This window comes from Bradyrhizobium sp. JR3.5, assembly GCF_054057015.1.
In genome coordinates, this window is record NZ_JBSRYV010000002.1 from 1,688,848 (window position 1) to 1,703,590 (window position 14,743).

General features: G+C 64.2%; 8 protein-coding genes, 1 tRNA gene and 2 pseudogenes. 5 read left to right on the forward strand and 6 right to left on the reverse strand.

Annotation, left to right across the window (positions count from 1 at the left end):
* Positions 1-4: 4 nt before the first annotated feature.
* The 3 genes and pseudogenes from ACVWW1_RS24885 to ACVWW1_RS24895 all read right to left on the reverse strand — a co-directional run.
* Positions 5-4,170 (reverse strand): annotated as a pseudogene (locus ACVWW1_RS24885) (beta strand repeat-containing protein); the annotation flags it as partial.
* A 335-nt stretch (positions 4,171-4,505) separates the two neighbouring features.
* Positions 4,506-5,753 carry a helix-turn-helix domain-containing protein gene (locus tag ACVWW1_RS24890; RefSeq protein WP_456657769.1) on the reverse strand — a complete coding sequence of 416 codons (1,248 nt, stop codon included), beginning with the start codon at positions 5,751-5,753 and terminating at the stop codon, positions 4,506-4,508.
* Between the two features lie 550 nt (positions 5,754-6,303).
* Positions 6,304-6,738: a hypothetical protein gene (locus ACVWW1_RS24895; RefSeq protein ID WP_207832972.1), complete on the reverse strand. Its 435-nt coding sequence runs from the start codon at positions 6,736-6,738 to the stop codon at positions 6,304-6,306.
* Between the two features lie 553 nt (positions 6,739-7,291).
* On the opposite strand from ACVWW1_RS24895, the pseudogene ACVWW1_RS24900 reads away from it, so the two are divergent.
* A pseudogene (locus ACVWW1_RS24900) lies at positions 7,292-8,717 on the forward strand (putative bifunctional diguanylate cyclase/phosphodiesterase).
* On the forward strand, positions 8,717-9,550 hold the full coding sequence (locus tag ACVWW1_RS24905; protein ID WP_456657770.1) for a hypothetical protein: 834 nt from the start codon (positions 8,717-8,719) through the stop codon (positions 9,548-9,550). The pseudogene ACVWW1_RS24900 and the gene ACVWW1_RS24905 overlap by 1 nt, the downstream one beginning before the upstream one ends.
* Positions 9,551-9,962: 412 nt before the next feature.
* On the opposite strand, the gene ACVWW1_RS24910 is transcribed toward ACVWW1_RS24905, so the two are convergent.
* Positions 9,963-10,037 (reverse strand) — tRNA-Val (locus ACVWW1_RS24910).
* Between the two features lie 79 nt (positions 10,038-10,116).
* On the reverse strand, positions 10,117-10,476 hold the full coding sequence (gene cpdR / locus ACVWW1_RS24915; RefSeq protein ID WP_092123795.1) for a cell cycle two-component system response regulator CpdR: 360 nt from the start codon (positions 10,474-10,476) through the stop codon (positions 10,117-10,119).
* 305 nt (positions 10,477-10,781) lie between these two features.
* Between cpdR and ACVWW1_RS24920 the strand changes: the two genes are divergently transcribed.
* From ACVWW1_RS24920 to ACVWW1_RS24930, 3 genes are all read left to right on the forward strand, one after another.
* The gene (locus tag ACVWW1_RS24920; protein ID WP_456657771.1) at positions 10,782-11,684 is read left to right on the forward strand and encodes an N-formylglutamate amidohydrolase; all 903 of its coding nucleotides are present in this window, start codon (positions 10,782-10,784) and stop codon (positions 11,682-11,684) included.
* Positions 11,685-12,250: 566 nt separating this feature from the next.
* Positions 12,251-13,030 carry a histidinol-phosphatase gene (gene hisN / locus ACVWW1_RS24925; RefSeq protein WP_173638708.1) on the forward strand — a complete coding sequence of 260 codons (780 nt, stop codon included), beginning with the start codon at positions 12,251-12,253 and terminating at the stop codon, positions 13,028-13,030.
* 87 nt (positions 13,031-13,117) lie between these two features.
* Positions 13,118-14,086, forward strand: coding sequence for a Bug family tripartite tricarboxylate transporter substrate binding protein (locus ACVWW1_RS24930; RefSeq protein ID WP_456657772.1), 969 nt, complete (start codon positions 13,118-13,120; stop codon positions 14,084-14,086).
* 2 nt (positions 14,087-14,088) lie between these two features.
* Here the strand turns inward: ACVWW1_RS24930 and ACVWW1_RS24935 are convergent, their stop codons facing one another.
* On the reverse strand, positions 14,089-14,736 hold the full coding sequence (locus ACVWW1_RS24935; RefSeq protein WP_456657773.1) for a glutathione S-transferase family protein: 648 nt from the start codon (positions 14,734-14,736) through the stop codon (positions 14,089-14,091).
* Positions 14,737-14,743 lie beyond the last annotated feature (7 nt).

Consider the following 14,743-nt stretch of genomic DNA (forward strand, 5'->3'; position numbering starts at 1 on the left):
CGAGCGCCAGCGAATTGGCCGAAGTCGCCTTGGCGCCGGCGCCGATCGCGACCGAGTTGGCGCCCGATGCGGCCGAGCCGTTGCCCATCGACACTGCGTTCGCGCCGCTTGCGACCGATTGCGGTCCGATCGCGACACTCTCCGCGCCGGTGGCGGACGAATCCGCCGCGGTGGAGTTGGCGTGGAAATACTTGATTCCGCCGCTGCCGGTCGAGATGTTGTTGACCGTGGTATAGAGAGCGTCGAGCGAGGTGTTGGTGGCCCAGAGCTGCGAGCCGTTGATCGCGTCCGTCGAGGTCGCGCTGATCTGGCCCGCGGCGACGTTGGTGACGGTGCGTTCCGCCCCGGCGCTGCCGACGCTGACGGTCGAGGTCGGCGCCGTGCCGGCGAAGGCGTAGGTGGTGCCGCCGATCGTGGTACTGGTGGTCTTGACCACCGTCGAGGTGGTCGAATTGGCACCGAGCGAGACGTCGCCGGCCTGCGCCGTCGCCTTGGCATTCGGGCCGAGCGCAACGCTGGTCGGGTTGGTGGTCTGGGCTCCGGCGCCGATCGAAACCGACTGGATGCCGCTGGCCTGCGCATTGGTTCCGAACGCGATCGAGTCGGCGAAGTTGGACACCGAATTCTGGCCGATCGCGATGCCGCCGGGCGCGGTCTGCGCCACGGTTGCGCCAAACCCCATGCCGATGCCGTTGTCACCGTTGACCACGGTCTGCGGTCCCACCGCGACGGAATTGTTTCCGACCGCGAGCGAGTCGGCGAGCGTCGAATTGGCGTGGAAGTATTTCGTCGTCGTGGTCGCGAACGACGACAGTGCGCCGGTCAGCTGCCGCACGGTGACGGCGTCGCTCGACTGCGTGCCGTCGGCGACATTGGCGATCTGGCGATAGCTCGTCGCATTGCCGACCGACACCGCGCCGAGCAGCGCGAGATCGGTGGTGTTGTAGGGGATGATGGTGCCGCCGATCGTGCCGGAAGCCGGCGCGATCGCGCGGTTGGAGATCGATCCCGATCCGATCGCGACGCCGTCGGCGACCGTGGCCTGGGTGTTGAAGCCGAGCGCGGTGGAATTCGCCGCTGTTGCCGACACGACGCGGCGATGCCGGCGGCCATCGAATTTGCACCGGTCGCACCGTTGTTGGTGTAGTTCGCCAGCTGGGTGCCACCGTCGTTGACGCTATAGTAATGTGTCAGGCCGTTGCTGACGACGGTCGAGAGACTATCGATCGCTGAAGTGGCGGCAAACAGCTGCGAACCGTTGATCGCATCCGTCGAGCCGTTGCTGACCCGCCCCGCCGCGACATTGGTGATGGTGCGCTCGCTGCCGACCGAGCCGACGCTGACCGTCGAGAGCGGATTCGTGCCGGCGAAGCTGTAGGCGGTGGTGCCGATGGTGATGCCTGACGTGCCAACCGCCGTGGTGGTCTGGCTGCCGGAGCCGAGCGCGATGTCGTTGGCGTTGGCGGCCGTCGCACCGTTGCCGATCGACACCGAGCCGCTGCCGGTCGCGGTCGACACCGGCCCGATCGCAACGGCGTTGGTGCCCACGGCGGAGGAATCCGCCAGCGTCGAATTGGCGTGGAAATACTTGATGCCGCCGCCGGTGTTGATGTTGTTGACGGTGGTGGCGAGGCCGTCGACAGCCTGGTTGGTCGCAAACAGCTGCGACCCGTTGACCGCATCCGTCGACCCGTTGTTGAGCCGCCCGGCCGCAACATTGGTGATGGTGCGCTCGGCGCCGACCGCACCGACGCTGACGGTCGAGGTCGCTGTCGTGCCGGCGAAGCTGTAGGTGGTGCCGTTGATCACCGTGTTCGGCGTGTTGACCGCCGTGGTGGTCTGGCTGCCCGAGCCGAGCGCGATATCGTTGGCATTGGCGGCGGTCGCGCCATTGCCGATTGACACCGAGCCGGCGCCGGTGGCGGTCGACACCGGGCCGATCGCAACCGAGTTCGTACCCGCGGCAGACGAATCGGCCAGCGTCGAATTGGCGTGGAAATACTTGATGCCGCCGCCATTGTTGATGTTGTTGACGGTGGTACCAATGGCGTCGACAGCCTGGTTGGTCGCAAAGAGCTGCGACCCGTTGATCGTGTCGGTCGAAGATCCGCTGATCCGCCCGGCGGCGACATTCGTAATGGTGCGCTCGGCACCGGGTGCGCCGACGCTCACCGTCGAGCTCGGAGTCGTGCCCTGGAAGGTGTAGGTGGTGCCGTTGATCACCGCACTTGGCGTGCCGACCGCGGCAGCCGTGACGCTGCCGGAGCCGAGTGCGACATCGCCGGATTTTGCCGCCGCCGTTGCGCCGTCACCCAGCGCGACGTTCCCGGCGAGACCGGCCGCGCCCGCGGTGGAGCCATTGCCGAGCGCCACGGAGCCCTGCCCGATCGCCTTGTTGTTGTTGCCGATCGCGACGGCGCCGTTGGCCTGGTTGGCGGCGGTGGCGCTGGCCGTACCGTCGCTGTTGGCGATGTTGTTCGCGCCGCCGGTGAAGGCGCCGGTGCCGCTCGCATAGCTGGGATCGCCGATCGCCACCGCGCCGTTGCCAAAGGCGGTGTTGTTCGCGCCGATCGAGACCGCCTGGCCGCCGGCCGCCACCGCGTTGGTGCCCAAGGCCACCGCGTTGGCGGAACTGGCCGCGGCATTGTTACCGATAGCGATGGCGCTTGCAGCCGACGCCTTGGCGCCGATGCCGAGTGCGGTACTGGCGATTCCGCTGGCGCTGGCGCTGACGCCGGCCGCGAGAGAATTGTCTCCTATCGCATTCGCTCCAGACCCGAACGAGGAGGCGTTTATGCCACTGGCAACGGCTGTGTTGCCAACCGCCGTGCTGGCGGCGGCACTCGCATTTGAGGAAGTGCCGATCGCCAGCGAACTTGTGCCGGCGGCACTGGCTCCAACGCCGGTCGCGATCGAACTGATGCCGGCGGATGCCGCATTGTTGCCAAGCGCGATGCCGCCCGTCGCGGCACTGTTGACGATCGCGCCCGATCCGATTGCGACCGAGCCCCCGGTGCTCAGCGCCTGTGCCTGATTGCCCAGAGCCACGGCGAAATCCGCCGACGCGCTGGAGAGGTTGCCGGCCGCCAACGAGCTGGTACCCGACGCGACCGACTGGATGCCGATCGCAGCGGCGTTGCTGCCGCTCGCATTGGCAAGGTATCCCAAGGATGCGCTGCCTACCGCGGAGGCTTTCGCTCCATTACCGATGGCGGTGGCCTGGTTTGCCGACGCCGTGGCCGACGTGCCGAAAGCGCTGGCTCCTGTCCCCGTCGCTGAAGCGCTTGGGCCGACACTGGTTGACCAAGCCCCCGTTGCGGTGGAACCGGTGCCAAGCGCAACAGCCTCGAACGTGAAGCCGGCAGGCGCGGTCCCGCTGGCATTGGCATTCGTGCCGATGGCGATCGGAGACCCGCCGCCGGCTCCGGCGTTTGCTTTGGAGCTGACCCCGATTGCCGTACCCGAACCATTTGGCGATGAGGCAGCGGAGGATAATCCGATCGCGATCGAGGCACCACCAGAGGCGCTCGCCGTCGAGCCCAGCGCCAAGGCACCCACTCCATTTGCAGTGGTGTTGACGCCGAAGGATGAGGATCCGTCACCGGTGGAATGCGCGTTCCCACCTATGGCGAGAGCATTGGTGCCGGTCGCATTCGCAAACACACCCATACCGATCGCATTGAGGCCGTTCACAGAGTTGGAATAGCCCACGATGATCGAACCATCGCCGGTCGCGCTGTTCGAATCGCCTATCGCCAGGGAGTTCTGGCCATTCGCATTGGTATTAGCGCCAATGGCGGTTGCGGTGGCGCCGGCAGCGTGGGCGCCGCAACCAATAGCCGTGCTGCCTGCCGTTGCAGCGGTGGGATTGGTGCAGTTGGCGGGGTTGCTCAAAACACCGTTGCCGATCGCAACCTGCGCGAACGCCGCCTGCGGGATCATGATCCCCATGACGACGAGCAGCGCGCCGACCGCTCCGCCAGCGCCGAGCGAACCAAGCCCCAGCCGATCGCGCTTCACGCCGAGCCTGCGATGCGCCTGTCGCAGCACCGCGATCAGCCGGCGCCGCAGCGAACGGCTGCCCGCATCGCCCGATGCGACCCAGCTCCGGACGAAGCCGGTGCAGCCTTGACGCTTCAGCGATTCGGTTGAGTTGCGTACGACAACCATGGTGCGTCCCCTTTGTGACATCTGGTCCAGACGTCGGGGGTGCCATGCCGCGGACTGTGCCGACATGCGTGTCCCTTGGGACCACATGTGGAGATATGAGGACCGCGCAACCTGCGCCGGCCTTCCGGTCCTGGCCAACGATGTGTCGAACTCAACGAGCGCATCTTGCCACCCAGCGCTCGCTCGACTGCCCCATCAATGTGCCCCGAGTCGTCATATCAAAAATGATAGACACAATTTCGCCAACGTCACTCAGCAGGCCGTCCAAATAGCGCGCAGATCGTCTCACAAGTTGAACGATTTGCTCGATGCACCGTGGGGTATTCCACACATCTTCAACCGGCAGTTGATCTGCGGCGCACGCGTTCACGCATCTCGCGCGGACTCACGCCGAATTCGCGGCGAAACGCGCGGGTGAAATCCGACGCCAGCTTGAAGCCATGACGATAGGCGATCTCCTGCACCTGCCTGTCGTTGGACGCGACGAGTTCTGCCTGCGCCGCACGCAACCGCTTGCGCAGGATGTAACCGGCGACGCCGCCGACGCTCTCGAATGCACGGTAGAGGGCAGAGCGCGAGATCCGCAATTGCTGCGCAATGCGATCCGGCGTCAGATCGAAGTCGCCGAGATGCGTCTCTATATAGAGACGTGCACGCTCGAACAGCACCGATTCGATCGCACCGCGCGCCTGCTCCAGCCGGTCCGAGGACAGCTGAACGCATGCGGCGATCATCTGCGCGGTCGCTCGCCCTGCCTGCCGCAGTTCCTCAGGGGACATCAGGACGACGCGCGTTTCGAGTCTGTCGAGATAATCGGTCAACAGCTCGATCAGATTGCCGGAGAGCAGGATGTTGCAGGCATCATTGAGTTGATCGGCGACGTCCAAGAATGACCTGCGCGGCAGAGCCAGCACCAGGCCTTCATAGTCCGTGATGCTGCCACAGAAATCGTCGTCGAGCGAGATCAGGAACATCGCGCCGGGCCCGGCCTGAATCTGCCGGCCAGCGGTTTCGAAGCGGGCTTCGCCGGAGCGCACCCGGAACAGCCACCAGATATCGACCGGCGCACCTTGTGACGGCTCGGCGGCGCGCGCGAATGTTTGAGCGGCAATGCGTCCGGATGTGAAGATGACATCGGCCATGTTGCAGGTCAGATACTCCACCTCGAACCCCTGTGCAGGGTCGTGGTCGTCCGGCAGCGCGACGTCGATCAGCGAGGCCATGCGCGTTTTCCAGACATCGAACTGCTCCGATGGCGGATAAGGCCGTGTCGTGAAAAGCCGCGGTACCGCCGGGACTATGTCCCTGATGTTACGGGGCTCGCGTGGCAGGGGAACTTGTTCGAGGAGCTTGGCGGCGCTCGCCGGCGCATTGTCGTCTTCTGGCATGTCATTCCGTGCCCCGTTGTCGCAAACGACGAACGTCGTCTCAACGGGGGCGCATTCCCAAGGTTGCGTCGCCGGCCTCTGGCGGGCAGGCGAATTTCTGGCGGACAAGGAAGCAGCATTTTTGGATGCGGACATCACCCGCTTACACCGGCCGCTCCTGATAGGGCCGATGGGTCCTGCGGCAGTCGTGCTCACACATGGCATTCATCATTGTCGCGTCGTTGCCGGATTTCGGCCCGGAAGCTCGGCCTGACTGATCTAAAGAACAATCTGTGCGAGAACCAGAGCGGCGGCAACGCGCGCTTTGAAGAAATCCAAAATTGCGTTCGTGCGATGCGATCGGGCAACGCATCATTGCGGAGTCTTCAGAAAATCTTCTCGATCTTCGCGCTGAGACGAAATGAATGTCGGGAGAGCGCTGCAACTTAAGCACGGTACATGACACATCGCGAATCCCGCGCACGGGATTCGCGTCGACCGCGCCTGAAGACGCTTGCCTAATCATGCGGCATTCCACCACGTGCGACGTGAATGCGATCGATGGGAACGGAACACGCGCGCCGCACGAGGCGCACATGTTGTGGCACGCTGCGGCATTTTCATGTGAACGTCGAGATGACGAAAGTAACAATGGCTCATCATATTCGTCGGTGAACACGCCCGCCATGCCGGCGGGGCGAGCCTGATCGCCGGCACCTGCAACACCAGCGGCGCAGCCTGCGTTCCTCGATCGGGCGCCGCCCAGCTATGCCTTGGCTTGCCCGATCTGGTCGAGCCATGCCGCAAAGCGCGGATGCTTCGCGAACCTGCCTTGCACGACCGCCAACTCCTGCTGGAAGACCGGCAGCGAGAGCACCCGTTCGATGTCGGGCTCCCTGATCTTCCAGATTCCCGGCGGAACGAAGCCATGCACCTTGAGCTCGTAGAGCTCGAAGATCGAGAAGATGACTTCATGCACAATTCGGCGCTCGTCCGGCGTCATCTCAATGGCGCCGCCGGCGCCCTCGTCATGGAACGCCGCCGTTGGCAGGCGACGCCGCAAATCGGATATGCGCTCGGAATATCTCAGGAAGATGTCGGCTCCCAGACGCCGGTTGTTGGTGTGCAGCGCCGTGTAGATCGCGGTGACGCCGACGATGATGGTCCCGAGCGTCATGAACTTCAGGATATGATCGAGCACTGCGATGCCTCCTTCGACCTTCCGTGATCGCGCCAGGAGCCCTGTGCATCCTGTGTTCCGCGCCCTTTATTGCCCCGGGGCGCCGTGATCGTCGAGATGCCGATCACCGATTTGCCCGACCGCACGAGTCCACCGTCCAAGCCGCCTTCGATGGCTCCCGGCAGCACAGGGGTTCTCACCGGGGAGGCGTGCCGGGCCCCGGCGCCCGTTCCGAAAGGCCATGTGCCAGCACGGCGGCAATTTGGCCCTCGACGAAAGTCGCAACAAATGGGCCGCGCGCCTGTCGTAGATTTGTAACCATCTTGCAAATCGTTATCGGGCAAAAGTCGCGGGCAGCCTTCACGCAACCTTTTGCAAACTCCAAACTGCCTACCGTCGCCGGATATTATAGTGGATTGGGGATCGGCAGATGGTTGGACTGCGGCCGAATATTTCAATACGGCTCGGGGCCGCGATCAGGGAACAGCACTCGGGCGTTGAGCGTGATCCGGCCGTTCCATCGGTTGGAACTAACCCGGAGGTCGAGCGCCTGCGCGGCGTCATTGCACGCCTGATGCACACGGCCGCGCATGATCAGCTGACCGGACTTCCGACGCGCAGCCTGCTGCTCGAGCGGCTGGACCTTGAACTGGCGCGCGAGGCCGATGACGGCGCGCGGATCGCGGTTCTGTTCGTCGATCTCGACAACTTCAAGCTCGTCAACGATTCACTCGGCCATAGCAGCGGCGACGAGGTGTTGTCCGAAATGGCCCGGCGCATCCTTGGCTGTCTCGGACCGGACGATACGGCGAGCCGGTTCGGCGGCGACGAGATGGTCGTTCTCCATCCGCGCGCCTCGGACTCCTCCGGAGCGGAACTCGGCAAGCGGATCCTTGCAGCGCTGGCGGAGCCGATCCTGCTCTCAGGCAAGGAAGTCGTGGTATCGGCAAGCGTAGGGCTCGCGCACTGCAAGCCCGGCACGAAGTGCGCCGAACAATTGCTGCGCGAGGCGGACACCGCCCTCTACGCGGCAAAGGTCCGCGGCCGCGCGCGATTGGCCGAGTTCAACGACGAGCTGCATGCCCGCGCCGAGAAGCGTGTTCAAATCGAATCCGATTTGCGGGCGGCGCTACGGGAATCGCAGCTGTTCGTGGAGTATCAGCCGCAAGTCCGCCTGAAAGATGGACGCGTCGTCGGCGTCGAGGCGCTGGTGCGCTGGCGGCATCCTGAGCGCGGCATCATCTCGCCCGCCGACTTCATCCCCGTCGCCGAGGAATGCGGGCTCATCGTCAAGATCGGACGGCAGGTGCTGCAGGAATCCTGTCGCCAGCTCGCCGAGTGGACGAGGCTGATGCCGGGCTGCCCGCTCGCCATGACCGTGAACGTGTCGCCGCGCGAGATCGCGGAGCCGACCTTCATCCAGGAGCTCCGCCAGACTCTCGCCAGCACCAATGTCGATCCGACCGCCCTGTGTCTCGAAATCACCGAAAGCGTCATGATGAGCGCCCCGGAGGAGGTCGTCCAGGTGCTCGATCAGATCCGGCAGCTCGGCGTGTTCGTCGCGATCGACGATTTCGGCACTGAGCACTCGTCGCTGTCGCGCCTTCGCGACATGCCGGCCGAAGTCCTGAAGATCGACCGCAGCTTCATCGACGGTCTCAGCAGCGAGCCCGGCGATACGGCGATCGTATCGTCGATCCTTGGCCTACGCGATGGGCAAGCACACCATCGCCGAGGGCGTCGAACGAAGTGAGCAGGCCGCAATGCTGCTCCGCATGGGTTGCGACGTTGCCCAGGGTTATTTCTTTTCGCCGCCGGTTGCCGCCGAACAGATTGCGCCGATGCTGACCAGGGCACTCTGGCATCCGAGTTCGGGACGCGCGCTGCACGCCGCGCAGCCGGTGGAAGGACCGGTGCGGCGCGGCCATCACTATTTCATCGACGAATTCCTTGATCACATCGGGGCTCCCATGGGCACCAAGGCGACGGTCTCGCGGTGATGTATCTCGTCATTGGTCTCAGCAATCTGGCAATCGGACTGGCCTACGCGGGCCTTGGGATATTGTCGGCCTGGGAAACGGTCAGCCTGCATCGTTACCGGGGCTGGTCCCGCTTCGGCATCGGATTTTCGATGATGGCTGCGAGCTGCGGCCCGCATCATCTGGTGCACGGCTTCCAGGTGCTGCAGGGCGAAAGCGTGTCCTGGTCGATGCTCGCCGTCACCCTGCTCGGGCTGCCGGCAGGTTTGACATTTGTGTTCCTGCGGTTCGAGACGATATTGGGTGGCCAGGGCGAGCGATTGATCGCCCTCTCGCCGCATCGCGCGATGTTGCTGGTCGGCGGCTTCGCCATCACGGCGGGCTGGCTGGCGGCCTGGGCGATGGCCCAGCCCGGCGCGAACATCCCGTTCCTTTGCACGTCGGCCGATCTTGCCGCGCGCGCGACGATGCCTAGCACCTGGATCGACGTCGCCTCAGCCACGTTCTTAGCCAATGTGTTCGTCACCGTGACTTACGGGCTGGTCGGCTGGTATCTGGCTGACCATCAGGTGCGCCGCTATCTGGCGACCGGTGTGTGGTCGCTGTCGGGGGCCGCATTGGCGGGCGTCTTCTTCTCCTGCGCGCTGATCCATCTCATTGATGCGACGACTCAGGGCAGCGGATCGATGCTCGTCTTCGACCTGATCGGCATTCCCGCCTCGGTTTATTTCCTCTGGGTCGTCGAGCAGCTGCACAGCGACTCCGTGCTGGACTGGAATCGGCGTCCGCTGGTCGGCGCCGCGGCCGCGCCGGCGCGGCCCTCACCATGGAGCGGCAGGAACCTGCAGCACTGACCGGTCTTGTGGGTGCGATCGGCAGCCGGCTTTCCCTGGGCCCTCTTCAAGAGAGAGGGCGAGACGAGATGCAAAGCTCGGGCAAATCATGTCGCGAGAATGCGGATCTATGACTCACAGGTCGCGCAGCACACTCGGTGTCGTCCTGGCGAAAGCCAGGACCCATTACCCCAAATCTCAATTGTTGCGCGACGCCGGGGCCACGATGCGGTTCATCACTGAATGCGGTGGTCCTGCTTTCGCCAGGACGACAACGTGGGGGCCGGCGCGGCGTCGAACGAGCTGTTTGACGGGTTGAATCGGAAGCCCGCCGTCATGGCGCGGCTTGCCGAGCCCTAGCTCGCGGCCAAAGGCCCGCCTTCGCCCTTTGGGCTTCGGCGCGGCATCCTTCTCTCGCTTCGCGAGCGAAGGATGGTGGGTGCGACAGGGATCGAACCTGTGACCCCTACCATGTCAAGGTAGTGCTCTCCCGCTGAGCTACGCACCCAAAGCCATGTTTGGATCGGGACCCTATAACGGACGGCGGCGGGGCAGGCAAGGATACAAAGCGAAGGTTTTTTGGCGAATTAGGCCGCCAGCAACTTATTCACTTCGCTAACCAATTCCCGGAGGTGCACGGGCTTGGACAGCACCTTGGCGTTTTTCGGCGCCTCCGAATCGGAATTGAGGGCCACCGCGGCAAAGCCGGTGATGAACATGATCTTGATATCGGGATCGAGTTCCGAGGCACGGCGCGCCAGCTCGATGCCGTCCATCTCGGGCATCACGATGTCGGTGAGCAGCATTTCGAACGGCTCCTCACGCAGCCGCTGATAGGCCGACATGCCGTTGTCGTGCGGCGAGACCTTGAAACCTGCATTTTCCAGTGCCTTGACCAGAAAGCGGCGCATATCGGTGTCGTCTTCGGCGAGAAGAATTTTCGGCATGGCAGGGATCGTCGAATCCGGCTTGAGGAGCAGTCCGAACAGTAAGCCCGACAGACGGTAAATTTCGGGTGAAATTTGCGTCAAGCCAGCGGCAAATGCGCGCCAGCCAGTTGTGGACCGAACCACGCATCGAATCAACCTTGTACGGCATTTGCCGCCCTCAAGACGCGTTCCAGCCCGCGCCACACTCTTTTCACTTGGCAGAATGATCGCGATTACCGACAATGTCCGCCCATAAATCTCCGCCTTTCCGGCAGAATCAGTTCTTGCGGGGCGAGGCGGACGCAAGGGACGGCGCCAAGGGAATGACCGAATTTGCCGGCGAGTTGTCGCCCCCGTTCGAGATCGTTGAGCCGCAGGCCTGGCGTGCGCCGATCATCTTCAATTCCCCGCATTCGGGCTCGGCCTACCCGGCCGAGTTCCTCGAGGCGTCGCGAATCGACGTGGCGGCGCTGCGCCGCTCCGAAGACTCCTTCATGGACGAATTGATCGCTGGATTGAGCGATCGCGGCTTTCCGATCATCCGGGTCAACTTCCCGCGCTCCTATGTCGACGTGAACCGCGAGCCCTATGAGCTCGACCCGCGCATGTTCACCGGGCGGCTGCCGAGCTTTGCCAACACGCGCTCGATGCGGGTGGCCGGCGGCCTTGGCACCATCCCGCGCGTGGTCGGCGACGGCCAGGAGATCTACCGCGAGCGGCTCGACGTCGACGAGGCGCTGCGGCGGATCGAGGTGCTCTACAAGCCTTATCACCGCGCACTGCGCCGGCTGATCAACAAGGCGCACCAGGCGTTCGGTGCCGTGATTTTGGTCGATTGCCATTCGATGCCGTCAGTCGGGGTCTCGCGCGATGAGCCGCGCCGGCCCGACGTCGTGATCGGCGACCGCTACGGCACGAGCTGCGCGCCGCTGCTGCCCGACCTGGTCGAGGAGATGATGAGCTCGCTCGGCTATTCGGTCGGTCGCAACAAGCCCTATGCCGGCGGCTTCATCACCGAGCATTACGGCAACCCGGCGAGCGGCCTGCACACCGTGCAGATCGAGCTCAACCGCGCGGTCTACATGGATGAGCGCCAACGCGAGCGCGGACCGCGCTTCGTCCAGGTGGCGGCAGTCCGACTTTGGACCGACTTTGCGTCGCTCGCGGATGCGCTCGCGAAAATTCCGTTCGGGGATCTCGGCCCGTTCCAGGCGGCAGCGGAGTAAATCCTTCGTCGGCCACCCGTGGTGCCGATGAAGTCATGAACCGAGAATTCAAATTGGCGACGCGATGAGCGCCGAATTGGATTCTCAGTTCACTCGCAGAAATGACGGCCCAAAGAAAAAAGGGCCGCTTGAATGAACAAGCGGCCCAAGTCTAGGGAGGAAACGCCCAAGGAGGGCAGCGATAGCGCGAGGCGCTACCGCACCGCAACAATATGCGACCGCGCTGCACAAAACGCAAGAACTTTCGAAACATTTCTTCTGTAATGTTGGTAAGTCTGGCGAAACTGCAACACGACCAGCTAGATGAATTAAGATGTTGAATATCAATATCTTACACAAGAAATCGCGATCGGACAGCGTTCAGCGCATAGCTTGTATACCAGAACTCGCAACTTCGTGATCCGCCGCGAAGCCGGGCAGACTTTCGAATCGAAGCCAAATCGAAAGTCCGGAACCGGTCATCAGGCTGGGATAACACTCCGTTAATCGTGCGCGCCGCATGGGATTGAGCTAGGCAAGAGCACATCCGGTTCTATCGCGTCGTTTGCGCATTTCAGGGACATGCCGTGACGGTCATCGACTTTACCGCCTTCATCGGCCGCCTCGCGACCGCATCCGGCGAAACCATCCTGCCCTTCTTCCGCACCTCACTCTCGGTCGACAACAAGAGCTCGAGCGATTTCGATCCGGTCACCGAGGCCGACCGGGCCGCCGAAGCCGTGATGCGGCGGCTGATCAAGGCGAACTTCCCCCAGCATGGCATCGTCGGCGAGGAATTCGGCAATGAACGCCAGGACGCCGACTATGTCTGGGTGCTCGATCCGATCGACGGCACGAAGTCGTTCATCGCCGGCTTTCCGATCTGGGGCACGCTGATCGCGCTGCTGCACAAAGGTACGCCGGTATTCGGCATGATGCACCAGCCCTATATCGGCGAGCGCTTCTCCGGCGACAACGGCTCGGCACATTACTCCGGCCCGTCGGGCGAGCGGCGGCTCTCGGTGCGGCGCTGCGCCTCGTTGAAGGAAGCGACCGTCTTCACCACCAGCCCGCTGCTGATGAATCCGGATGACCGCGCCCGCTTCGGCCGCGTCGAGCAAGCGGCGCGCCTGTCGCGCTACGGCGGCGACTGCTACTCCTATTGCATGCTCGCGGCCGGCCATCTCGACCTCGTGGTCGAGACCGAGCTGAAACCCTACGACATTGCCGGCCTGATCCCGATCGTCACCGGCGCCGGCGGCGTCGTCACCACCTGGGACGGCAAGCCGGCGCAAGGCGGCGGCCGCATCATCGCAGCCGGTGACCCGCGCGTGCACGAAGCCGCGATGAAGCTGCTCAACGCCTGATCCTTGCTCCGCCTGATTTCTTGAGTTGCCGGGCGATTGATCTGCGCCCATCCTGACGGCAACGAGAAAAGTCAGGGATCGGCGCACATGACGATATGCGGCAGGCTGCTGGCAGCCATTCTCCTGCTTCTCGCGCCCGTCACCGCCAGCGCCCAGCAGTTCCCGACCAAGCCGATCCGGCTGATCGTGCCGTTCCCGCCCGGCGGGCCGAACGACATCATCGCGCGGGTGATCGGGCAGAAGATCTCGGAACTGGTGAAGCAGCCGATCATCGTCGACAACCGCGCCGGCCAGGGCGGCGTGCTCGGCACCGATGCGGTCGCGAAGGCCGCCCCCGACGGCTACACGGTTGCGATCGCGAGCGCCGGCGCGCTGGCGATCAGCCCGAGCATGGAGAAAGTCGCCTACGACACGCTGACGGATCTCGCGCCAATCACGCTGGTCGCGACCGTGCCGGAGATGCTGGTTGTCGCCACCGACGTGCCGGCAAAGAACATGAGCGAGCTGGTCGCGCTCGCCAAGGCACAGCCGGGCAAGCTCAACTTCGCCTCCTCCGGCCCCGGCAGCCTGCCGCATCTGGCCTGCGAATTGTTCAAGCTGACGGCAAAGATCGACATCGTGCACGTGCCCTATCGCGGCGCGGCGCCGGCGGTAAACGATCTGTTGGGCCAGCAGGTGCAGATGACCTTCCTCGACCTGCCGGTGATCCTGCCGCAGATCAAGGCAGGCTCGCTGCGGCCAATCGCGCTCGGCGGCCGCGAACGCGCCCCAACCGCGCCCGACGTGCCGACCACGACAGAGGCCGGCATGCCCGACCTGATCATCGAGAACTGGTACGGCATGGTCGCGCCCGCCGGAACGCCGCCGGCGATCATCACCAGGCTGAATCGGATCGCCACCGAAGCGATGGCTGATCCGACGGTCAAAGCAAAACTCGCCGAGCAGGGCCTGACGCTGGTCGGCGACACGCCGGAGCATTTCCGCGACTTCGTCGCCGCCGACATCAAGAGATGGGCGAAGGTGATCCAGGACGCCGGCGCGGTGACGGCGAAGTAAGACTAATAATCGAGCCGGCCGCGCAGCTCCTCAAACGGAAGCATGACGTGCTTACGAAACGGCAGGCGCTGCTGCAGCCTCTGATACCAGCGCTCGACCGCCGGCAGCGGCGGGCGCGCGATTTCGAGCTCGAAATAGCGATAGAGCGAGGTTCCCGCGGTGATGTCAGCGAGCGACAGTGTCTCGCCGAGCAGGAACGGCTTCGCTTCGAGCAGGCGTTCGAGCTTGGCAAAATGCTGCTCGCAGCGGGCGAGCGCCTTGTGAATCGCTGGCCAGTCGCGCCGGTTCTCGGGTGTGCGGAAAAATCCCCAGAACACGCCGCCGAGAAGATCCGGTTGCAGCGCGGTTTGCGACCAGTCCATCCAGCCATCGACCCGCGCCCGGACGACGGGATCGTCGGACCAGAAGCGGCCGTTGCCGTGGCGCGCGGCGAGGTAGCGCAGGATGGCGTGGGATTCCCAGACCGTCGCGTCGTCATCCCTGACGACGGGCACGCGGCCATGCGGGTTCATCGCGAGGAACGCCGGCGCATCGAGCCCCCCGAACGCGCCGCCGGCATCGATGTGCTCATGCGCCAGATCGAGCTCGCCGATCAGCCACATCACCTTCTGCACGTTGAACGAACTGCGCCGTCCCCAGACCCTGAGCATTGCAGTC